The 22,088-nt window shown below is 66.2% G+C and carries 18 protein-coding genes; 12 read left to right on the top strand and 6 right to left on the bottom strand.

All coding sequences use genetic code 11. The annotated features are described in order from the left end of the window. The first annotated feature begins 25 nt into the window (after positions 1 to 25). The 6 genes from murJ (at position 26) to J2X50_RS22165 (ending at position 5,962) form a co-directional block, all read left to right on the top strand. Entirely contained in the window at positions 26 to 1,621 is a 1,596-nt protein-coding gene (gene murJ / locus J2X50_RS22190; RefSeq protein WP_429098129.1) for a murein biosynthesis integral membrane protein MurJ, read from the top strand. A 70-nt stretch (positions 1,622 to 1,691) separates the two neighbouring features. Continuing rightward, positions 1,692 to 2,222 carry a dTDP-4-dehydrorhamnose 3,5-epimerase family protein gene (locus J2X50_RS22185; RefSeq protein ID WP_429098127.1) on the top strand — a complete coding sequence of 177 codons (531 nt, stop codon included), beginning with the start codon at positions 1,692 to 1,694 and terminating at the stop codon, positions 2,220 to 2,222. Further along, positions 2,188 to 3,528 (top strand): glycosyltransferase family 2 protein, encoded by a 1,341-nt coding sequence (locus tag J2X50_RS22180; RefSeq protein ID WP_429098125.1) that lies wholly within the window; start codon positions 2,188 to 2,190, stop codon positions 3,526 to 3,528. Before J2X50_RS22185 ends, J2X50_RS22180 begins: the two co-directional genes overlap by 35 nt. Before the next feature lie 91 nt (positions 3,529 to 3,619). Beyond that, positions 3,620 to 4,687, top strand: coding sequence for a tryptophan--tRNA ligase (gene trpS, locus J2X50_RS22175; RefSeq protein WP_429098123.1), 1,068 nt, complete (start codon positions 3,620 to 3,622; stop codon positions 4,685 to 4,687). Positions 4,688 to 4,772: 85 nt separating this feature from the next. Further along, positions 4,773 to 5,264 carry a universal stress protein gene (locus J2X50_RS22170; RefSeq protein ID WP_347968501.1) on the top strand — a complete coding sequence of 164 codons (492 nt, stop codon included), beginning with the start codon at positions 4,773 to 4,775 and terminating at the stop codon, positions 5,262 to 5,264. Between the two features lie 122 nt (positions 5,265 to 5,386). Further along, the gene (locus tag J2X50_RS22165) at positions 5,387 to 5,962 is read left to right on the top strand and encodes a NifU family protein (protein WP_429098121.1); all 576 of its coding nucleotides are present in this window, start codon (positions 5,387 to 5,389) and stop codon (positions 5,960 to 5,962) included. 147 nt (positions 5,963 to 6,109) lie between these two features. Here J2X50_RS22165 and J2X50_RS22160 read toward each other — a convergent pair whose 3' ends face one another. After that, positions 6,110 to 6,730, bottom strand: a complete 621-nt coding sequence (locus J2X50_RS22160; RefSeq protein ID WP_429098119.1) for a L,D-transpeptidase — start codon at positions 6,728 to 6,730, stop codon at positions 6,110 to 6,112. A 313-nt stretch (positions 6,731 to 7,043) separates the two neighbouring features. Between J2X50_RS22160 and J2X50_RS22155 the strand changes: the two genes are divergently transcribed. Further along, positions 7,044 to 7,490 carry a helix-turn-helix domain-containing protein gene (locus J2X50_RS22155; protein ID WP_429098117.1) on the top strand — a complete coding sequence of 149 codons (447 nt, stop codon included), beginning with the start codon at positions 7,044 to 7,046 and terminating at the stop codon, positions 7,488 to 7,490. A 296-nt stretch (positions 7,491 to 7,786) separates the two neighbouring features. Continuing rightward, positions 7,787 to 8,287, top strand: coding sequence for an MmcB family DNA repair protein (locus J2X50_RS22150; RefSeq protein ID WP_429098115.1), 501 nt, complete (start codon positions 7,787 to 7,789; stop codon positions 8,285 to 8,287). A 165-nt stretch (positions 8,288 to 8,452) separates the two neighbouring features. Here the strand turns inward: J2X50_RS22150 and J2X50_RS22145 are convergent, their stop codons facing one another. The 5 genes from J2X50_RS22145 to J2X50_RS22125 all read right to left on the bottom strand — a co-directional run bounded on the left by J2X50_RS22145 (position 8,453) and on the right by J2X50_RS22125 (position 15,964). Further along, on the bottom strand, positions 8,453 to 9,013 hold the full coding sequence (locus tag J2X50_RS22145) for an ActR/PrrA/RegA family redox response regulator transcription factor (RefSeq protein WP_429098113.1): 561 nt from the start codon (positions 9,011 to 9,013) through the stop codon (positions 8,453 to 8,455). A 114-nt stretch (positions 9,014 to 9,127) separates the two neighbouring features. Further along, positions 9,128 to 10,453, bottom strand: coding sequence for an ActS/PrrB/RegB family redox-sensitive histidine kinase (locus tag J2X50_RS22140; RefSeq protein WP_429098111.1), 1,326 nt, complete (start codon positions 10,451 to 10,453; stop codon positions 9,128 to 9,130). Between the two features lie 160 nt (positions 10,454 to 10,613). Next, the gene (hrpB, locus tag J2X50_RS22135) at positions 10,614 to 13,208 is read right to left on the bottom strand and encodes an ATP-dependent helicase HrpB (RefSeq protein WP_429098109.1); all 2,595 of its coding nucleotides are present in this window, start codon (positions 13,206 to 13,208) and stop codon (positions 10,614 to 10,616) included. A gap of 142 nt (positions 13,209 to 13,350) precedes the next feature. Further along, positions 13,351 to 14,283, bottom strand: a complete 933-nt coding sequence (locus tag J2X50_RS22130; protein ID WP_429098107.1) for a hypothetical protein — start codon at positions 14,281 to 14,283, stop codon at positions 13,351 to 13,353. A 571-nt stretch (positions 14,284 to 14,854) separates the two neighbouring features. Beyond that, positions 14,855 to 15,964 carry a Gfo/Idh/MocA family protein gene (locus J2X50_RS22125; protein WP_429098105.1) on the bottom strand — a complete coding sequence of 370 codons (1,110 nt, stop codon included), beginning with the start codon at positions 15,962 to 15,964 and terminating at the stop codon, positions 14,855 to 14,857. A gap of 222 nt (positions 15,965 to 16,186) precedes the next feature. On the opposite strand from J2X50_RS22125, the gene J2X50_RS22120 reads away from it, so the two are divergent. The 4 genes from J2X50_RS22120 to J2X50_RS22105 all read left to right on the top strand — a co-directional run bounded on the left by J2X50_RS22120 (position 16,187) and on the right by J2X50_RS22105 (position 21,871). Further along, on the top strand, positions 16,187 to 17,065 hold the full coding sequence (locus tag J2X50_RS22120) for a MurR/RpiR family transcriptional regulator (protein ID WP_429098103.1): 879 nt from the start codon (positions 16,187 to 16,189) through the stop codon (positions 17,063 to 17,065). 137 nt (positions 17,066 to 17,202) lie between these two features. Further along, positions 17,203 to 19,044 carry a dihydroxy-acid dehydratase gene (gene ilvD / locus J2X50_RS22115; protein WP_429098101.1) on the top strand — a complete coding sequence of 614 codons (1,842 nt, stop codon included), beginning with the start codon at positions 17,203 to 17,205 and terminating at the stop codon, positions 19,042 to 19,044. 275 nt (positions 19,045 to 19,319) lie between these two features. Further along, positions 19,320 to 20,708 carry a pyridoxal-phosphate dependent enzyme gene (locus J2X50_RS22110; protein ID WP_429098099.1) on the top strand — a complete coding sequence of 463 codons (1,389 nt, stop codon included), beginning with the start codon at positions 19,320 to 19,322 and terminating at the stop codon, positions 20,706 to 20,708. Further along, positions 20,705 to 21,871, top strand: a complete 1,167-nt coding sequence (locus J2X50_RS22105; protein ID WP_429098097.1) for a cystathionine gamma-synthase — start codon at positions 20,705 to 20,707, stop codon at positions 21,869 to 21,871. Before J2X50_RS22110 ends, J2X50_RS22105 begins: the two co-directional genes overlap by 4 nt. Positions 21,872 to 22,088 lie beyond the last annotated feature (217 nt).

Raw genomic sequence — 22,088 nt, 5'->3', positions numbered from 1 at the left:
AATTTCCAAGGCACCGTCGCACCCCATGTCACTGGTAAGAAAATTCGCGACGGTCGCGTCCGGCACGCTGATGAGCCGGGTGCTGGGCTTCGCCCGCGAGATGCTGATGGCGGCCGCCCTCGGCACCGGGCCGGTGGCGGACGCCTTCTATGCCGCCTTCCAGTTCCCCAACACCTTCCGCCGGCTGTTTGCCGAAGGCGCCTTCAACGCCGCCTTCGTGCCGCTCTTCGCCAAGGAGATCGAGGCCAATGGCGTCGAGGGTGCCAAGCGCTTCTCGGAAGAGGTGTTCGGCGCGCTGTTCTCCGCCCTCCTGGTGCTGACCATCGCCATGGAGCTGGCGATGCCGCTGATCGTGCGCTTCGTGGTGGCGCCGGGCTTCGCCGACGATGCCGGCAAGTACGACCTGACCGTCGCGCTCGCCACGATAATGTTCCCCTACCTGATCTGCATGTCTCTGGGCGCGATGATGGCGGGCATGCTGAACTCGCTGCGCCGCTATTTCGCCGCGGCGGTGGCGCCGGTGTTCCTCAACATCATCCTGGTCGGGGTGCTGGCCAACGCCTGGTACAACGGCCATGACGGGCTGAAGGTGGGCTATGCGCTCGCCTGGGGCGTGCTGGCGGCGGGCATCGTGCAGCTCGCCATCGTCTGGATCGCCGTGCGCCACGCCGGCGTCTCGATCGGCTTGCGCCGGCCGCGCCTGACGGCCAACGTCAAGCGCCTGCTGTGGCTGGCGCTGCCCGCCGCGATCACCGGCGGCATCACCCAGATCAACACGCTGATCGGAACTGCCATCGCCTCGGGCCAGGACAGCGCGGTGTCGTCGCTCAACCTCGCCGACCGGATCTACCAGCTGCCGCTCGGCGTGGTCGGCGTCGCGGTGGCGATCGTGCTGCTGCCGGAGCTGGCGCGGGCGCTGAAGGCCGGCAACATGGTCGAGGCCTCGAACCTGCAGAACCGCTCGGTCGAGTTCACGCTGTTCCTGACGCTGCCGGCGGCGGCGGCACTGCTGGTGATCTCCGAACCGATCATCCGGGTGCTCTACGAGCGCGGCGCCTTCGGCACGCAAAGCACCGAGGTCGTGTCGTCCATCCTCGCCATATTCGGCCTCGGCCTGCCGGCCTTCGTGCTGATCAAGGCCTTCACGCCCGGCTATTTCGCCCGCGAGGACACCCGGACGCCGATGGTCTTCGCGGCCATCTCGGTGGCGGTCAACATCGCCACCGCGCTGATCCTTTTCCCCTCGATGGGCGCGCCGGGCATCGCCACCGCCTCGGCGCTCGCCGGCTGGGTCAATGCGGGCCTGCTGCTCGTCGTGCTGGTGCGGCGCGGCCACTGGGGCCGCGATGCCGGCCTTATGCGGCGTATCCCCCGCCTGGTCCTGTCCGCCGCGGCGATGGCGGGGGCGCTGTGGTTCGCCGCAGACGCCGCCGGACCGTGGCTCGGCTCGAGCGTCCCGCTCTACACGCAGGCGACGGCGCTGTTCGCGCTCGTGCTCGGGGCGATGGTCGTCTACTTCGCCGTCGCCTTCGCCATCGGCGGCGCCGACATCGGCATGATCCGGCGGAACGTCAGGCGTGACAAAAGCAACTCCGGATCCCGCGTGCCCCCAGAAGAATAGAGGCTCGTCTTACCACCTGCGAGAATGTATGAGACGGAATGCCGTGCTGCTTCGTCCGGGGGGAAGATAGATGGAGACGCTGTCGCTCGAAGATTTCGTCGAAGACGAGCCGTGGACCGAGGATGCGCCCCTATTGGACGATGTCCCTGGCGCCGACCTGATTGACGGCGTGCGCCTGCAGCGGCTCAGGACTAGATCGGACGAGCGCGGCGACCTCACAGTGCTGCTCTCCTCGCTGCGCGAGGCGGTCGCGCCAGTCCCGCATGTCTATTGGGTGTCCGCCGAGGCCGGCTCGATTCGGGCCTGGGTCTACCACAGACGGCAATCAGACCGGCTCGCCTACACCAATGGCGACATCAGGGTCGTTCTCTACGACCTGCGCAAGGGCAGCCCGACATACAAGAAGCTCAATGTTCTGGATGTCGGCGCCGTGAACAAGGTGCTGCTGACCATCCCACCCCATGTCATCCACGGCGTGCACAACAGAGGCTCCACGGTTGCCTCCTTCATCAACATGCCGACCAATGCCTACGACCCGGCCACGCCCGACAAGTCGCGCCTGCGTCATGATCACCCGGGCATACCCTACCGATTTGTCTAGCGTGCCAACCTTCTCGGTCGTCATGGCTGCCTATAATCGCGGCCGCCACATCCTTCCGTCGATACGGTCCGTGCTGGCCCAAAGCCTACAGGACTTCGAATTGCTGGTCATCGGCGATGCATGCACCGACGACACTGCCGAAACGGTGGCATCTGTCGGCTCGCCGAAGATCAAGTGGTTCAACCTGCCGGAGCGAGGCGGCAGCCAGTCCTTTCCCAACAACGAAGGCATTGCCCGCGCTGTTGGGCGCCACATCGCCTATCTCGGGCACGACGACGTCTGGGCACCGAACCACCTCTCGGCGCTGGCCGAATGCTTCGAGAGCGACCCGACGGCGGATTTTGCGGTCAGCGGGACCATCTATCATGGACCACGTGCCAGCAGCTTTCGCCTGGTCACGGGCATCTTCGATGACAGCCGGGCCGCCTCGGAGCATTTCTTTCCGCCGTCGAGCCTTGCGCACAAGGTCGACGTCGTCGACCGGATAGGAAAATGGCGGGCTCCGGCGGACATAGTTCCCCCGGTCGACGCGGAATTCCAGCTGCGTGCCGCAGGCGCGGGCATGCGGTTTGCCTCCACGCAGCGCATGACGGTGCACAAGTTCGCCGCCGGCCACCGTTACCTCTACTATCTGAAACAGGCTTCGGACGAACAGGCGCGCATGCTCCGCCGCATGAGTTCGCCGGGTTATGCAGGCTATGTGGCGTCCGAGCTGGCAAAATCGAAGGCATCGGGCACCTTCATGACAGCACGGTTTCCAAGCTTCGACAATTACTCGAAGGGGCAGTTGGCGGAGCTCAACGGCAGAAACAGGGGCGTTGTCAGGCCGGAACTCAAGCCGCTGCTGGGGCCGGAGATAATCCGACAGGACAACCACACCAGGGCGCTGGACTGGCTGCCCAATGCGGGTGACGGCGAATGGATACGCTGGGTCGGCTGCAATCCGCGGCCCAAGCTGCTCGTGCCATTCAAGGCTTCGGAGCCGGTCGCCGTTCGGCTGAGCCTTTGGCATCGCGACCCGGAGGCACTGAAATCCCTGAGACTGTCAGTCGACGGCGTTCCGACAGAAACGCGGATCGGCCGGCTGCGGCGGCGCGGCAATCTCTGGAGGGCCAAGGCGTCGTTCGAGGCGCAGCTCAAGCCGAACGATTACACGGTCCTGGAGCTGCGCCTCAACAAGCTGCAGCGGCCAACAGCGCAACGCCCCGGACTGGGCGTAGCCAAGATCGAAATCGCGCCGTCGAGGTGGAGCGGACTCCTTGGGCGCCTCGCGGGGCTGGTCGCCTCGATCGGTACGGCGCGCTGACGCCACTTGCCCGTTCCCGCGCCTTCGTCCATAAGCGCCACTCGCATTTCGCCGCGCGCGAAACGGCCCTCCACAAGCCACGGGATCAATCATGACCGCCTTCAAACCCCTCGTCTTCTCCGGCGTCCAGCCGACCGGCAATCTCCATCTCGGCAACTATCTCGGCGCCATCCGCAAGTTCGTCGCCCTGCAGGAGACAAACGACTGCATCTATTGCGTCGTCGACCTGCATTCGCTGACCGCGCAGCTCGTCCATGACGACCTCGAAGGCCAGACGCGCTCGATCACCGCGGCGTTCCTGGCGTCCGGCATCGATCCCAAGAAGCACATCGTCTTCAACCAGGCGCGCGTGCTGCAGCACGCCGAACTCGCCTGGATCTTCAACTGCGTGGCGCGCATCGGCTGGATGAACCGCATGACGCAGTTCAAGGACAAGGCCGGCAAGGACCGCGAGAACGCCTCGCTCGGCCTGCTCGCCTATCCGAGCCTGATGGCGGCCGACATCCTGCTCTACCGGGCGACCCACGTGCCGGTCGGCGACGACCAGAAGCAGCATCTGGAGCTCACGCGCGACATCGCCCAGAAGTTCAACAACGACTTCTCGGCGCGTATCGCCCAGCTCGGCCTCGGCGTCGAGATGCAGATGGGCGAGGAGACGGTGAACGGCTACTTCCCGATCACCGAACCGATCATCGGCGGGCCCGCGGCGCGGATCATGAGCCTGCGCGACGGCTCGAAGAAGATGTCGAAGTCGGACCCCTCGGATCTGTCGCGCATCAACCTGACCGACGACGCCGACACGATCTCGAAGAAGATCAAGAAGGCCAAGACCGATCCGGAGGCGCTGCCGAGCGAGACCGACGGGCTGAAGGAACGTCCCGAGGCGGAAAACCTCGTCGGCATCTACGCCGGTCTCGCCGACATGTCGAAGGAGGCCGTGCTCAAGGAGTTCGGCGGCCAGCAGTTCTCGGTGTTCAAGCCCGCGCTGGCCGACCTCGCGGTGGACAAGCTGGCGCCGGTGGCCGGCGAGATGCGCCGCCTGATGGCCGATCCGGGCTACATCGACGGCGTGCTGCGCGACGGCGGCGACCGTGCCCGCGTCCTCGCCGAGGCGACGATGAAGGACGTGCGCCGGATCATCGGCCTGCTCGACGACTGACAGCGTCCCGGTGCCGCCTGCTTGCGGGCGGCCGGCACCGGTGGCAGATTGCTCGCTGGAACGCCCACGCACGATAAGGTAGCACATGGTCTCCAAACGCCTCAGCAAAGAAGCCGGCCACCGGCGCAAGTTCCTGGCGATCATCGACGAGACGCCGGAATGCGAGCGGGCCGTGGCCTATGCCTCGAAGCGGGCGAGATCGACCGGCGGCGTGCTGGTGCTGCTCTACGTGATCGAGCCGGACGACTTCCAGCACTGGCTGGGCGTGGAAAAGATCATGCGCGAGGAAGCCACCGCGACGGCCAACGGGGCGCTGGACACCCACGCATCGAAAGTGCGCGAGACCCTCGGCATCGAGCCGGAGCTGGTGGTGCGCGAAGGCCGGCCCGCCGAAGAGATCCACAAGCTGATCGAAGAGGACCAGGACATCGCGATCCTGGTGCTGGCGGCAGGCGCGGGCAAGGAAGGCCCGGGGCCGCTCGTCGCCTCGATCGCCGGCAAGGCAGCCGCCTTCCCGATCCCGGTGACGGTGGTGCCGCAGAACCTATCGGACGAGGACATCGACAGCCTAGCCTAAAAGCCGGGCGCAACATATTGGCGCCAAGGCGCGCCGGCGGCTTGAATGTCGGCCGCCATGAGCCTAATTAGAACTATTCCAAACTGAAGGTCCGCCGGCGCGGCGGCCATGGAGATATGGCCATGTTCATCCAGACCGAAGCGACCCCCAATCCGGCGACGCTGAAATTCCTGCCCGGCAAGGAAGTGCTGGTGGACGGCACCGCCGATTTCCGCGACGCCGACAGCGCGCGCGCCGCCTCGCCGCTGGCCGGCCGGCTGTTCGACATTCCGGGCGTCACCGGCGTGTTCTTCGGCTACGACTTCATCACCGTCAGCAAGGACGGCCCCGACTGGCAGCACCTCAAGCCGGCGATCCTCGGCTCGATCATGGAGCATTTCATGTCGGGTGCGCCGGTGATGGCGCGCGAAAGCGCTGCAGGCGCGGCGCATCAGGCGGACAGCGAGGAGTTCTACGACCAGGCCGACGCCGAGATCGTGGTGACGATCAAGGAACTGCTCGACACGCGGGTTCGCCCGGCGGTCGCCCAGGACGGCGGCGACATCACCTTCCGCGGCTACGAGAACGGCACCGTGTTCCTGCACATGAAGGGCGCCTGCGCCGGCTGCCCGTCGTCGACCGCGACGCTGAAGCACGGCATCCAGAACCTGCTTCGCCACTTCGTCCCGGAAGTGCAGCAGGTCGAACAGGTGGCCTGATACCGCCCGTCAGTTCCATGCCGCCGACCACATGTCTGGCGGGGCGACTTGCCGGAACAGCCTCACGACGGAACCCAGAAACAAAAAAACCGGGCCTTGGAGCCCGGTTTTTGTTTGCGACGTCCGTGTTGCCTGGACGGTTCGCGGTTAGATCACGATGACCTTGGCGCCGACCTCGGCGCGGTTGTAGAGGTCGATGATGTCCTGGTTCATGAGGCGGATGCAGCCCGACGACATGGCCTTGCCGATCGACCACCATTCCGGCGTGCCATGCAGGCGGTAACCGGAGTCGCCGCCTTTGTTGTAGAGGTAGAGGGCACGCGCGCCGAGCGCGTTCTTGGGGCCGCCAGGCATGCCGCCCGACCATTTGGCGAGTTCCGGCTGGCGCTTGATCATCGCCGGCGGCGGCGTCCACACCGGCCATTCGCGCTTGAGCGCGATGCGGGCGGTGCCCTGCCACTCGAAGCCCTCGCGGCCGACGCCGATGCCGTAGCGGATCGCCTTGCCTTCGGGCTGGACCAGATAGAGGAACTTCTGCCCGGTATCGACGACGATGGTGCCCGGCTTCTCGTCGGTCTCGTAGCGCACGATCTGGCGGTGGAACTGGCGCGGCACCTTGCTGATCGGGATGGTCGGCAGTTGGTAGCCGGCATCGACGCGGGCGCCGTAGTCGTTGGAGAACATGCGCGACACGCCGTCGGTCGAGCAGCCCGCGAGTGTGGCGGAAAGCGCCAGTGCGGCGGCGATTGCAGAGAATTTCAAGCGCATGCTGGATTCCCGAAAGGAGCGACGCCCAGGCCGATTCGGCCTCATTTCCGCCACCATTCTTAACGGTCCGGCATTTTGCTTGCCAAGCCTCGCGAGCGCCCATTGCCGCTGCGACCTTAACTAAGGTGGAAGCTATGGCATTTCGGCAACACGCAGGACGGGAAGACGGGCGCAGGCAGCGAGGCGGAGTTGAGGAAGTTGCCGAAGTCTGGCGCCATCTGGCATGCTACTCGTTTCGTTTAATGCGATTGTTGCGAATATTGCGATTAGTGGCTCACGGCGCTATATTTGGCCTACATAAGGAAACACGACCATGGCTACGTTGCTCGAACGACCGATATTGCCGTCGGCCAATGATGCCGAATTAGCTGCACAGGCCAGTCGTCATCTTTCGCGCGCCAAACAGGAAGGTGCCGAACTGCGTGTCCAGGTAGACGGCGGAGAGACGCTACGGCTGCCTAAGGCCGTAAGCGAATTGCTGTATCATCTGTTGACCGAGATGGCACAGGGGAATGCGGTAACTCTCTTCCCAATCCATGCCGAGCTCACCACTCAAGAGGCAGCCGACTATCTAAACGTATCGCGTCCGTATCTTGTGCGGCTGCTCGAAGGAGGCAAGCTCAAATTTCATATGGTCGGAACACATCGAAGGGTGAAATTCAAGGATCTGGAGGCATTCCGCAAAGCTGCCGACGATGAGCGTCAGAGGGCGATTGACGAACTGGCAGCCCAAGCGCAAGAATTGGGGATGGGTTATTAAGAGGTCCAGCTACACCGTCGTTCTAGACGCTTGTGTTCTATACCCGGCTCCGTTGCGAGATAAATGCCGCGGCGGTAGTCGTGGCTGCACAGCGCTGTCGCGCACGCCTGAAGAACCCTCAAAAGACCTCCGGCGAATACCTCGACACCCTTGAACGGCAAGGCTTGACCAAAACCGTGGCCGAGCTCCGGCACTACGCGGCAGTCATTTGACAGGTCGACCGCGCCCTCGGCCTGCCCGAGCGATTCAACACCCAATGGGTTCAAAACGTGAACAAATGATGCCATGATCGGAGCATGCCGATCATTTCGCCGCTTGCCCAAAATCCCCTCGTCGACGGACGCCAGTCGGACCGCGCCATGCTGGTGCGGCGCGGCGTGCAGCGCCTGCTGTCACAGATGGGGGCGCATGTGCTGCCCGAGCTTTCGCTGGCGACCGGACGGCGCGCCGACCTCGTGGCGCTGACGCGCCAGGGCGACATCTGGATCATCGAGATCAAGTCGTCGATCGAGGATTTCCGCACCGACCGCAAATGGCCGGACTACAGGCTGCATTCCGACCGCTTCTTCTTCGCAACGCATCCCGACGTGCCGGCGGAGATCTTTCCCGAGGAGTGCGGCTTCATCCTCTCGGACGGCTACGGCGCCGAGATCATGCGCGAGGCGCCGGAACACCGCCTGGCTGCAGCGACACGCAAGGCGCTGATGCTGAGGATCGCGCGCGCCGGCGCGGCGCGGCTGCTGGCGGCGGAACTGGCGGGGGTGGCGGTGCCGGTGTTGGAGGGGGAGAGCGAGTAGAGAGGGGAGTAGGGGAGTAGGGGAGTAGGGGAGTAGGGGAGTAGGGGAGTAGGGGAGTAGGGGAGTAGGGGAGTAGGGGAGTAGGGGAGTAGGGCAATATGGACGGGCGGCAGAGCTGTCACTGCCTTATTCCCTTATTCCCCTACTGCCCTACTCCCCTACCCGTCATCTCGGCGCCCGCTTGGCGAGGATGCGCTGCAGCGTGCGGCGGTGCATGTTGAGGCGGCGCGCGGTCTCGGAGACGTTGCGCTCGCACATCTCGTAGACGCGCTGGATGTGCTCCCAGCGGACGCGGTCGGCCGACATCGGGTTTTCCGGCGGGGCCGCGCGCTCGCCGCCCGAATTGGTGAGGGCCGCGAAGACGTCGTCGGCGTCGGCCGGCTTGGACAGGTAGTCGATGGCGCCGAGCTTCACCGCAGTGACGGCGGTGGCGATGTTGCCGTAGCCGGTGAGGATGACGGTGCGGGTGTCCTCGCGGCGCTCGCGGATGGCTGACACCACGTCGAGGCCGTTGCCGTCGCCCAGCCGCATGTCGACCACCGCATAGGCCGGCGGATTGGCGCGCACCTTGGCGACCGCCTCCTCGACGCTTTCGGCCGTGTCGACGGCGAAGCCGCGGCTTTCCATGGCGCGCGCCAGGCGCGTGAGGAACGGCTTGTCGTCGTCGACGAGAAGCAGGGAGTGGTCTTCGCCCGGCAGCCCGCCTGCAATGTCCTGGGTGGTCATCACATCTTATCCTTTTTGTCCTTGATCCCAGTCGTCCTTATGGTTTTCCACGCAGATATAGGTGCAAAGCCCGGATGTCCAATGCCAGGCCCGTGAAAGCGCCCGTCCGCCGGCTCAGGCGGTGTCGAACATGGTCGACCCGGCCGGCGCCGGATTGAGGAACACGGCGCGCGGCCAGGAGATCTCGACAACGGCGCCCTCGCCCGGCCCGCTCGAATTGGTGAAGCTGATCTCGGCGCCGGAGCGCTCGAGCAGGGTCTTGGCGATGAACAGGCCGAGGCCGAGGCCGCCGCCCGGCTCGGCGCCCTGGCGGGTGGACATGTAGGGCTCGCCGATGCGGTCGATGATGTCGTGCGGGAAGCCCGGACCGTCGTCCATGATGCTGAAGGTGACTTCCTCGTCGTCCCAGCTCCAGTGGATGGTGACGCGGCTGCGGGCGAAGTCCACCGCGTTCTCGACCAGGTTGCCGAGGCCGTAGATGACGCCCGGGTTGCGGTGGCCGACGGGCTCCGGGCCGATGCGCTCGCCGGGGTCCAGCTTGATGGCGATACCGAAGTCGCGGTGCGGCGCCGTGACCTCCTCGACCAGCGAGGTGAGCGGCAGGCGGGCGAGATGCTCCTCGCCTTCCGACGACAGGCTGGTGAGGCGCTTCAGGATCTCGCGGCAGCGCTCGCTCTGGCTGCGCAGCAAGGTGACGTCCTCGCCGAATTTCGGATCTTTGCCGAGGGCGCGCTCCATCTCCTTGGCGACGAGCGTGATGGTGGCGAGCGGCGTGCCGAGCTCATGGGCGGCGGCGGCGGCGAGGCCGTCGAGCGCCGACAGGTGCTGCTCGCGCTGCAGCACGAGCTCCGTCGCGGCGAGCGCATTGGCGAGCAGGCGCGCCTCCTCGGCGACGCGGAAGGCGTAGATGGCAGTAAATGCGATGGAGCAGGACACGGCGATCCAGATGCCGGCGGTGTAGATGAAGGGCATGGCCAGGACGATGCCCTTGTACCAGGGCAGCGGCAGATGGAAGAAGGCGAGCAGGCTGACCATGGCGATGACGAGGCCGGCGAGCACGGCGGTGAGGCGCAGCGGCAGCGAGGTGGCCGAGATGACCACCGGCACGGTCATCAGCAGCGAAAAGGGATTGGACAGGCCGCCGGTGATGTAGAGCAGCCCGGCGAGTTGCAGGCTGTCGAAGGTGAGGATGCCGAAGGCGGCGATCGGCCGGAGCCGGTGGGTGGCCGGATAGCGGAAGGCAAGCAGGAGGTTGAGCCAGGCGGAGCTGGCGATCAGCGCGAAGCAGAGGCTGACCGGCAGCGGGAATTCCAGCACGTAGGCGACCACCACCACGGTGATACTCTGGCCGACGATCGCCAGCCAGCGCAGGCGGATCAGGGTGTTGAGACGGAGCCTGTGGCTATGCTGCAGGTCTGGCTTGCGGGTGAGCGGGTTCATGTCGGCTTTATGCGCTGCAACAGGCGCTCGCGCCAAGCCCCAGAGCCTATTGCATCCCGAAATCGGGATGGGGCTCCGTGTTCTTCCTGGGTGAGCATGATCTTTTTTCGAAAACCGGTACCCACTTTTCGCTGCGCGGACCTTCGGTTCGGGATGATGCTCAGGTGCCGCGCGGCTTGGCGCGGCTGGTGGCCCTGGCCTCCAGCGGGTTGTCGGGCCAGACATGCTTGGGATAACGGCCGCGCATGTCGGAGCGCACGTCGGCCCAGGAGCCGCGCCAGAAGCCGGGCAGGTCGCGCGTGGTCTGGATCGGACGATGCGCCGGGGACAGAAGTTCGAGCGTGAGCGGCACCGTGCCGCCGGCGATGGCGGGGTGCCTGTCCATGCCGAACAGCTCCTGCACGCGCACGGCGAGCACCGGCCATTCGCCGTCGTAGCGGATCGGCACGTGGCTGCCCGAGAGCGCGTCGAAATGGGTGGGGGCGAGCGAACCGATCTTGCGCTGCAGGTCGTGCGGGACGAGCGACATGAGCGCGTCGTGGAGGATGCCCGCGCCGATGCGGGCGAAGGACGCCTCGCCGCGCAGGAAGGGCAGCAGCCAATCGTCGAGCCGCGCCAGCAAGGCCTCGTCGGACATGTCCGGCCAGGGCTCGCCCAGGCCGCGATGGAGCCAGGACAGGCGCTGGCGCAGGGTCTCGGCCTCCTTGCCCCAGTCGAGCAGGCCGAGCCCGTGGGCACGCAACGCGTCGAGGATGGCGCGGTCGGCCGCCTCGCCAGTGGGTGCCGGCAGCATGCGCTCCGACAAGATGACGGCGCCGAGCCGGACGGTCTCGCGGACGCGGACGGAGCGTTTTTCCCGGTCGAAACTCGCCTCGGTGCGGCGCTCCAGATGCGCGGCGAGGACCGCACGGATGTCGGCCTCCGACACCGCCGCGGCGGAGGCGATGCGGGCGTTCTGCGCCTTGCCCTGCAGGTCGGCGACGACGAGGTAGGGCTCGCCGGCGAGCGGATCGGCGGCGTCGACGGCAGCGCCGCTGCCATTGGCGAGCACGAAGCGGCCGCGCTCGCCGCGCGCCCTGGCGACGCGGTCGGGCCAGGCATAGAGGAGAAGGGCGCCGGGGGTTTGCGAACCATCTGCCATCACCTCGCGGGAAGGTTTGCGCCGCCCCTCATCCCCTGCCGGACCTTCTCCCCGTGATGACGGGGAGAAGGAGGATGGCCGCGACGCCGACGCCCCCCTCTCCCCGTCATTCACGGGGAGAGGGTAAGGGTGAGGGGCATTCTTTCCGGCCTGCCGCGCCAGCCGCTCGGCCAGCTGGCGCGCGGCGGTGGCGCGAGGCGAGCGCTCGGTGCGGAAGCGCGAGAGACGACGTTCGAGATCGGCGCTGTCGCCGCCGAGGCCGCGCTCGGTCATCAGCACGGCAAGCTGGGCGGCTTCCGGCCCGGCACCCTGACGGGCGGCTTCGGCGACCATGTGGGCGAGACGCACCGGCAGCGCCAGCCGGCGCATCGCCTGGCCTGCTTCAGTCAGGCGGCCGTCGGCGTCGATGGCATCGAGTTCGCGGAGAAGAGCGCGCGCCTCGGCCTGGGCCGGCGCCGGAGGCGTGTCAAGGAAGGCGAGCGTGGTCGGGTCGGCGACGCCGAAGGCGGCGCAGTCGAGCATGAAGCCGGACAGGTCGGCCTCGAGGATTTCCGGCGGCGAAAAGGCGGGCAGCGCCGCCGTCTGCTCGGCGCGCCAGAGGCGTACGGCGATGCCCGGGCTGGTGCGGCCGGCACGGCCGGCGCGCTGGTCGGCGGCGGCGCGGGACGCCCGCACCGTCTCCAGCCGGGTCAGGCCACTCGCCGGCTCGTATCTGGGCAGGCGCGACAGGCCGGAATCGACGACGACGCGGACGCCGTCGATGGTGATCGAGGTCTCGGCGATCGAGGTGGCGAGCACCACCTTGCGGCGGCCGGCGGGCGCGGGGCGGATCGCGGCGTCCTGCGCCTGGCCGTCGAGCTGGCCGTAGAGCGGCACCATGTCGACATCGGCAGCCAAGCGGCCCTCCAGGCGCTCGGCGGTGCGCTCGATCTCGCGCTGGCCGGGCAGGAAGGCGAGCACGCTGCCCTGCTCGTCGGCCAGGGCGTCGCGGATCGCCCTGGCCATGGCGTCCTCGACGGCCGTGCCGGCGGGACGCTCGTCGTAGCGGATCTCGACCGGGAAGCTGCGGCCCTCGCTTGCGATGACCGGCGCGCCGTCGAGCAGTTTCGACACCCGCGCGCCGTCGAGGGTCGCCGACATGACGACGAGCCTGAGGTCGGGACGCAGGGCGCCCTGCACGTCGAGCGCCAGCGCCAGGCCGAAATCGCCGTCGAGCGAGCGCTCGTGGAACTCGTCGAACAGGACCGCGGCGACGCCGGGCAGTTCCGGATCGTCGAGGATCATGCGGGCGAGCACGCCCTCGGTGACGACGAGGACCCTGGTCTTCGCGCTGACCTTGTTTTCCATGCGCATGGCGTAGCCGACGGTGCCGCCCGGCTCCTCGCCGAGGAGCGCGGCCATGCGGCGGGCGGCGGCGCGGGCGGCGAGCCGGCGCGGCTCCAGCAGCACGATCCTGCCATCGCCACGCCAAGGTGCGTCGAGCAGCGCCAAGGGCACCAGCGTGGTCTTGCCGGCGCCGGGCGGGGCGACAAGCACGGCGCCGTTGCCTGAGGACAAGGCCTCGGCAAGTTGCGGCAAGACCGCCGTCACCGGCAGGTCGGGGAGCTTGGTCATCGGCAATCGTTCCGGGCCGTTTCAGCCGCGCGGGCGGTACCGGCGGCATATCAGGCGCGGACGGGGAGAGGCAATGGTGGGAAAGGCGACCATGCGAGGGGCAAGGTTGCCGCCCCTCGCATGGCTCTGTCCGGCTGTGTGCTCAGGGCTGAAGCAGAAGGTCGTAGAAATTGCGGATGACCTTGCAGGAGCCGAGGCGCTGCACGATCTCCTCCATGTCGCGAAGGTCGGCGTCCGATTGGTGATGGCCGGTCATCACCTCTTCACGCACCTTCGCCGTCAGCGCCTCGGGCTGGCCGAGCGACCAGCCGGCCTCGAGCTTTCCGGTCCAGGTGCCGGTCCACTGGATGTCCGTGACCTGATTTGCCGCAGCCCATTTGTCGATGCAGGCGTCGGCCCAGCCATGCAGGTACCAGAAGAACGGATTGACGTGGCTGGAATAGGTGTCTCCGAGATAGTCATACTCGACCGAATCCCATTTGGGATCGATGGCGTTCACGTCCTCCAGGTTGGGTGACGGCATATAGCCGAAGGGCTGGCTCGCCCACCGCATGTGGAAGCTGTTGTGGATCGTCATCTCGAGCAGGTTGCCCAGCGCGCCGAGCGACAGCCTCCTGAGGTTGGTCGGGCTGGTGTAGAAGGTCTCCCATATCCCGATCGGGTTGTCGGCATAGGCGTCCGATTTCAACCGCTGCAGCGAGGTGGTCATCTGCGCATTGTCCGCCGCGGACTGGTTGGGATCGGCATATGTCCAGGCGGCCGGCACCGCGAAATCGGGATTCTCCCCCGGCCTGGGCATGGCCGACCAGGCGTCCAGCGGCGGCTCGCCTTCCTGCGCGAGCAGATCGTTGACCTCGCGGATCATCTGCCGGTGCATGTAGAGAAAATCCTCGCCGGCAAAATTGTCGAGGATGAGCTTGCCCTCGGCGTCGAACGGGGCGCGGTCGTTGGGCGGCGCCCAGCCCTTGTTGCGGATGAGCTGCCTGACCTCCGCCGTCAGGAGCGGATTGTTCCAGGCGCTTCGGACCGCATGCCAAAGAAAATGCCGAAGACGATGACGACGAGAAGCCAGCATATAAACTATTGGCTTCGGTAGCTTGCGAATTGCCATATGCTCCTCCCTTGCTTTGCGTCCCTGACACTCAGGTGACGTTCAGATCTCGGGGCAAGCAGTCATGGGATCGAGCACGACCGATGGCTATAGGTGTTTCGGTTTTTTTGCGCCTTATGTATTCGCTTGAATATTCTAACTTTTGCGTTGCGCGCTACTTTTCAAGTTCTGTATCGCGCAACGACGATGCCTGGCACGCACAAGGCGATAATCGTTCTCATGCCGCATTCCCCCGCGCAACTGATCTCGCCATATCTGAGCTGCAACTTCAAGGGGAATCTTTCGATGTGCGGCAACCAGAATTCTATTCTGCGGCTTTTTGGCCGGGCGCTGCCATTTTGTCGCCGGAACCTGGTGACTGCCCCCTCACCGGTTTGCTGCGCAAACCACCTCTCCCCTACTCCATGGGGGCGAGGAACCCAAGCTGGAAAGCAGCCTCTGCCGCCTCGATTCTTCGCCCTCAGGAAGGGGGAGAGGTCGCGAGCGCAGCGAGCCGGCGAGGGGGCATTTCCAGCGCGGAAAAAAACGGCCTCTACTACCTCACCTTCATCCATTTCCGCTCGGCAAACGACTGCGCCATCGCGTGCACGGTGCGCTCGATCTCCAAGCCCTCGTCGAAGTCGATGACGCGAGCAGGCGCACCGGCGATGCGGGCGAGCAGTTCGCGGCATTCGATGGTCTTGAGGTCGTTGAAGCCGAGGCCGTGGCCGGGCGCGGGGATGAACTGGCCGTAGGGTGCGTGGGCGGGTGCCGCGAGGATGGTGCGGTAGCCCTGCTCGGTCGGCCGGTCCGAGGTGACATAGAGCTGGATCTCGTTGAAGCGCTCCTGGTCGAAGACGATCGACCCCTTCGAGCCGAAGATCTGCACCTGGAGGCGGCCCTTGCGGCCCCAGGCGGAGCGGTTGACCAGAAGCGTGCCGGAGACGCCGTTTTCGAGATGGATGAGGCTGGACGCGATGTCGTAGGTCTCGACCTCGCGGCGGCCGCCGCCCGCGACCTGGCGGTCAGGATAGGGCTTTGCCATGTCGCACATGACGCTCTCGACCCGACCGAAGAGTGCGGCGATCAGCGACAGCGGATGGACGGCGAAATCGTCGAGCGCGCCGTAGCCGGACTTGGCCTCGTGCTTCCAGAAGAACGGCGCATCCGGATCGGCCATGAAATCCTCGTCCATCTCGACACGCAGATGGTTGACCTCGCCGATGAGCTTTTCGTCGAGCAATTGGCGAATGTGGCGGATGGCCGGGCTCTGGATGTAGTTGTAGCCGAGCACGGCGACCTTCCCCGACTTGCGGGCGGCGGCGGCCATGGCTTCCGCCTCGGCCAGCGTCGGCGCCATCGGCTTCTCGCACCACAGGTGCTTGCCGGCCTCGAGCACGGCGATCGCCATCTCCGGATGGAACTGGTTGGGCGTGGTCAGCGAGACGACGTCGACCTCGGGATCGGCGACGACGGCGCGCCAGTCGCCCGACGCCTTCTCGAAGCCGAGCTCGGATGCGCGGCTCGCGGCAAGACTGGCATTGGCCTCGGCCAGATGGACGAGCCTCACCTTGTCGACGTCGCCGAACACCGTGCGCACCGAATTCCACGCCAGCGCATGGCACTTGCCCATGAAGCCGGTTCCGATAAGTCCTACACCTGTCACTTCACGCTCTCCCGGTCTATAGAATCTGGCACATTCGACAAAGCGGAATGGGGCTCGATCTCTCTTTGCCGGAGCATGACCCGGTCCGAAAACCGGTTCCCGCTTTTTGGATCATGCTCTCGACGGACTGAATAGTCGAATTTTGGCAAAAATGGAACATACAGTTCATTTTATTTGGACAGCCGGTGGCCCCGGCGCTATTGTGGACCAGGCGGAGGCGGAATGGACAACATGGCGGACACGGTTTCGGAGGCATTGCCGCGCGATTTCGAGGCGCTGAGGGCGCTGATCCTGGACCGACGCCAGAGCCTGCCCAAGCGCATCGCCCAGGTGGCGGCCTACGCGCTCGACAATCCCGACGAGATCGCCTTCGGCACCGCCGCCAGCATCGCAAGCTCGGCGGGCGTGCAGCCCTCGACGCTGATTCGCTTCGCCCAGCACCTCGGCTATGACGGCTTCACCAGCCTGCAGCAGGTTTTCCGCGAGCGGCTGAGGGAGCGGACGACCTCCTACGAGGAGCGGCTGACGGTGGTGCGCGGCGAAGGCGACGACGACGCCAGCAACCGCCGCATCGTCGACGGCTTCCTGGCCGCCGCCAGCAAGTCGATCGACGTGATGTCGCGCAATCTCGACGACGAGACCTTGGACCGCGCCGTCGACCTGCTCAACGGCGCCGAGACCATCTACATCCTCGCCCGCCGCCGCTCCTACCCGGTCGCCAGCTACATCGCCTATGCGCTGGGCAAGCTCGGCGTGCGCAGCCAGCTGATCGAATCCGCCTCCGGCCTGAGCCCCGAGATCATCTCGTTTGCCACGCCGAAGGACGCCGTGATCGCCATCAGCTTCTCACCCTACGCCTCGGCGACGGTGGAGGAGGCGCGGGTGCTGTCGGCCAACGGCGTGCCGGTGGTGGCGATCACCGACAGCGCGTTCTCGCCGCTGGCGCAGTTCGCCAGGGTGTGGTTCGAGGTGGCCGAGGCCGATTTCGGCGGCTTCCGCTCGCTCGCCGCGACCATGGCGCTGGCGATGGGGCTGACGGTCGGGGTGGCCGAGCTCAGGCGCGGCCGCAAGGGCAAGAAATCGGCCAGTTCCAAGGGCTGAGGCACCCGCGCACTGCGCTCAGCGCATGGCAGCTGCCCGCAAACGGCATGCCATGCCGCGCGCGGGGCGAAAAAGTGTTGACGCAGGGGCCATAGTGGCTCAATCCCAATTTAGCCATCTATCGTATGAGAGAGCCCATGCCAGCTTATCGTTCGCGCACCACCACCCACGGCCGCAACATGGCGGGCGCGCGTGGCCTATGGCGCGCCACCGGCATGAAGGACACCGATTTCGGCAAGCCGATCATCGCCGTGGTCAACTCCTTCACCCAGTTCGTGCCGGGACACGTGCACCTCAAGGACCTCGGCCAGCTCGTCGCCCGCGAGATCGAGGCGGCTGGCGGCGTGGCCAAGGAGTTCAACACAATCGCGGTCGACGACGGCATCGCCATGGGCCATGACGGCATGCTGTATTCGCTGCCGAGCCGCGAGATCATCGCCGACTCGGTCGAATACATGGTCAACGCGCATTGCGCCGACGCCATGGTCTGCATCTCCAATTGCGACAAGATCACGCCCGGCATGTTGAACGCCGCGATGCGGCTCAACATCCCGGCGGTGTTCGTTTCCGGCGGCCCGATGGAGGCCGGCAAGGTCGTTCTGAAGGGCAAGGAGGTGGCGCTCGACCTGATCGACGCCATGGTGGCCGCCGCCGACGACAAGATCGCCGACGAGGACGTCAAGGTGATCGAGCGCTCGGCCTGCCCGACCTGCGGCTCGTGCTCGGGCATGTTCACCGCCAATTCGATGAACTGCCTGACCGAGGCGCTCGGCCTGTCCTTGCCCGGCAACGGCTCGACGCTGGCAACGCATGCCGACCGCAAGCGCCTGTTCGTCGAGGCCGGCCATCTCATCGTCGACCTTGCCCAGCGCTACTACGAGCAGAATGACGAGAGCGTTTTGCCGCGCTCGATCGCGTCGAAGGGCGCGTTCGAGAACGCCATGGCGCTCGACATCGCCATGGGCGGCTCGACCAACACGGTGCTGCACATTTTGGCGGCCGCGCATGAAGGCGAGATCGACTTCGACCAGGACGACATCGACGCCCTGTCGCGCAAGGTGCCGGTGCTGTGCAAGGTGGCTCCCGCCAAGCAGGACGTGCACATGGAAGACGTGCATCGCGCCGGCGGCATCTTCTCGATCCTGGGCCAGCTCGACAAGGCCGGCCTGCTCAACCGCGACCTGCCGACGGTGCACACCGCAAGCATCGGCGAGGCGGTCGATCACTGGGACATTTCCAGGACCAAGAGCCAGGCCGTGCGCGACTTCTTCCTCGCCGCCCCCGGCGGCGTGCCAACCCAGGTGGCCTTCAGCCAGGACCGCCGCTGGGACGAGCTCGACCTCGACCGCGAGAAGGGCGTCATCCGCTCGGCCGAGCATCCGTTTTCCAAGGACGGCGGCCTTGCCGTGCTCAAGGGCAACATCGCGCTGAACGGCTGCGTGGTGAAGACCGCCGGCGTCGACGAATCCATCCTGAAGTTCTCGGGCCCGGCCAAGGTGTTCGAGAGCCAGGACGCGGCGGTGAAGGGCATTCTCGGCAACGAAGTCGTGGCCGGCGACGTGGTGGTGATCCGCTACGAGGGCCCGAAGGGCGGCCCCGGCATGCAGGAGATGCTCTATCCGACCAGCTACCTCAAATCGAAGGGCCTGGGCAAAGCCTGCGCGCTGCTGACCGACGGCCGCTTCTCGGGCGGCACTTCGGGCCTGTCGATCGGCCACGTCTCGCCGGAAGCGGCGAATGGCGGCGCCATCGGCCTGGTGCGCGAGGGCGACATCATCGACATCGACATCCCGAACCGCACGATCAGCCTGCGCGTCGACGAGGCAACGCTTGCCGCCCGCCGCGCCGAGCAGGACGCAAAGGGCTGGAAGCCGGTCGAACAGCGCAAGCGCAAGGTGACCAAGGCGCTGAAGGCCTATGCAGCCTTCGCCACCTCCGCCGACCGCGGCGCGGTGCGCGACCTCGGCGACTTCGAGTAAGGCCGGCGCCACGCGCCGCGACGAGAAACACATCTGAGACTTTGCCGCCCTGCCCGATCGACCGATCCGGCGGGGCGGAACTTTTTTGGCTGCCCGAGAATTTCCTTCCCGCGCGCCCCTCCGAAATGAAATCCGCTGCCTTTGTTTGAGCCGGGTGCCGCCGATAAATGCGGCCAGGCTGGCCGGAAGCGGCCGCAAGATCAACCGGGCGGCAGTGCCTGTCCGCCCGAGATGGGGTAAGCTCGATGAAACTGCCGGATAAGGGAGGTGCTGCCATGAGCCGCTTGAACCCACCCTTCAGGTCTGCGCTCGATCTGATCGGCGACACGCCGATCGTGGAGCTCAGGCGCTTCGACACAGGACCGTGCCGGCTGTTCATCAAGCTCGAAAGCCAGAACCCCGGCGGCTCGATCAAGGACCGCATCGCGCTGTCGATGATCGCGGCGGCCGAGCACGCCGGCAAGCTCAAGCGCGGCGGCACCATCGTCGAGGCGACCGCCGGCAATACCGGGCTGGGCCTCGCCCAGGTCGGCATCCCCAAGGGCTACCGCATCATCCTGGTGGTGCCCGACAAGATGAGCCGCGAGAAGATCCAGCATCTCAGGGCGCTCGGCGCCGAAGTCCGGCTGACGCGCTCGGACGTCGGCAAGGGCCACCCGGAATACTACCAGGACATGGCCGAACGGATCGCCGCCGAGATCCCCGGCTCGTTCTACGTCAACCAGTTCGCCAATCCGGCGAACCCGCACGCGCATGAGACGACGACGGGCCCGGAGATCTGGAAGCAGCTCGAAGGCGACGTCGACGCCGTGGTGGTGGGCGTAGGCTCCGGCGGGACGCTGACCGGGCTCGGCCGCTTCTTCGCCAAGGTGTCGCCGAAGACGGAGATGGTGCTGGCCGATCCGGTCGGCTCGGTGCTGGCGCCGCTGGTCAAGACCGGCAAGATGGAGGAGGCCGGCAGCTGGACGGTGGAAGGCATCGGCGAGGACTTCGTGCCGCCGAACTGCGACCTGTCCTTCGTCAAGCGCGCCTATTCGGTCAACGACAAGGCGAGCATGCTCGCCGTGCGCGACCTGCTCGCCAAGGAAGGCATCCTCGCCGGCTCCTCGTCGGGCACGCTGTTGTCGGCGGCGCTGCGCTACTGCCGCGAGCAGAAGACGCCGAAGCGGGTGGTGACCTTCGTCTGCGACAGCGGCAACAAATACCTCTCCAAGGTGTTCGATGACTTCTGGCTGGCCGAGCAGGGGCTGGCCGAAAAGGAACAGCACGGCGACCTGAGCGACCTGGTGGCGCGCTCGCACCGCGAGGGCGGCACGGTGTTCGTCGGGCCTGGCGACAGCCTGCTCACCGCCTATGGCCGGATGCGGCGCGGGGACGTGTCGCAGCTGCCGGTACTGGATGAAGGCAAGCTCGTCGGCATCATCGACGAGAGCGACATCCTCGCCAAGGTGGAAGGCCCCTATGACGGGCGCTGGGACCGTTTCAACGCTCCGGTGGCCACCGCCATGACCAAGGAGCTGCACACGCTGCAGGCCAGCCAGACGCTCGACGCGCTGCTGCCGATCTTCGACCGCAACGAAGTGGCGATCATCTTCGACGGCGAGGAATTCATCGGGCTGATCACCCGGGTCGACCTCATCAACCATCTGAGAAGGGCAAGATGACGACGCAGAAGAACAGGCTGGCTTTCTCGACGCGCACCATCCATGGCGGCCAGAGCCACGACCCGACGACGGGTGCGGTGATGGTGCCGATCTACGCCACCTCGACCTACGGCCAGCAGAGCCCGGGCGTGCACAAGGGCTTCGAGTACGCCCGCAGCCAGAACCCGACGCGCTTTGCCTTCGAGCGCGCCATCGCCGATCTCGAAAGCGGCAGCGCGGGCTTCGCCTTCGCCTCGGGGCTGGCGGCGATCGGCACGGTGTTCGAGCTGCTCGACTCGGGCGCCCACATCGTCGCCACCGACGACATCTATGGCGGCACGTTCCGGCTGCTCGAACGCGTGCGCAAGCGCTCGGCCGGGCTTCAGGTGACGTTCGTCGACTTCACCGACCTCGCCGCCGTCGAAGCGGCCATCCGGCCCGAGACGAAGATGCTGTGGGTCGAGACGCCGACCAACCCGCTGCTGCGCGTCGTCGACCTCGAGGGCGTGGCAGCACTGGCGAAGCGCAAGGGCGTGCTTTCGGTCGCCGACAATACCTTCTGCAGTCCCTACCTGCAGCGGCCGCTGGAACTCGGCATCGACATCGTCGTGCACTCGACGACCAAATACCTCAACGGCCATTCCGACATGGTGGGCGGCTGCGTGGTGGTTGGCGACGACAAGGACCTGCGCGATCAGCTGAAATTCCTGCAGAACGCCATCGGCGCGATTTCCAGTCCGTTCGACAGCTTTCTCGCGCTGCGCGGCATCAAGACCCTGGCGTTGCGGATGGAGCGGCATTCGGCCAACGGGCTGAAGATCGCGCGCTGGCTCGAGGCGCGCCAAGACGTGCGGCGGGTGATCTACCCGGGATTGGAGAGCCATCCGCAGCATGCGATCGCCAAGGCGCAGATGTACGCCTTCGGCGGCATGATCACCGCTGTCTTGGACCGCGATCTTGCCGGGACAAAGCGCTTCCTCGAACGGACGCAGCTGTTCACCCTGGCCGAGAGCCTGGGCGGCGTCGAAAGCCTGATCGAACATCCGGCACTGATGACGCACGGCTCGATCCCTGCGGAGAAACGCTCGGAGATCGGTATCTCGGATTCGCTGGTCAGGCTGTCCGCCGGCATCGAGGACGGCGACGACCTGATCGCCGACCTGGAGCAGGCGCTGGCGGGGTGAGCGTTTGCGGAGCTTTTGAACGTCCCATACCCCCACCCCCAACCCCTCCCCACAAGGGGGAGGGGGACTCTTTGGCGACACTGCCCGTTAATGATCGCCCTCAGCGAAATGACGCGAGCCAGTCCCCTCCCCCTTGTGGGGAGGGGTTAGGGGTGGGGGTATTTTGCGACCCTCCATGCGGAGATGGCCCTGCCCTTCGATAACCTCAGTGATGGTT

The organism is Aminobacter sp. BE322, assembly GCF_050433525.1.
Lineage (GTDB): Bacteria > Pseudomonadota > Alphaproteobacteria > Rhizobiales > Rhizobiaceae > Aminobacter.
The sequence above is the reverse complement of the archived record's forward strand: the minus strand, read 5'-3'. Positions and strand labels throughout refer to the sequence as shown.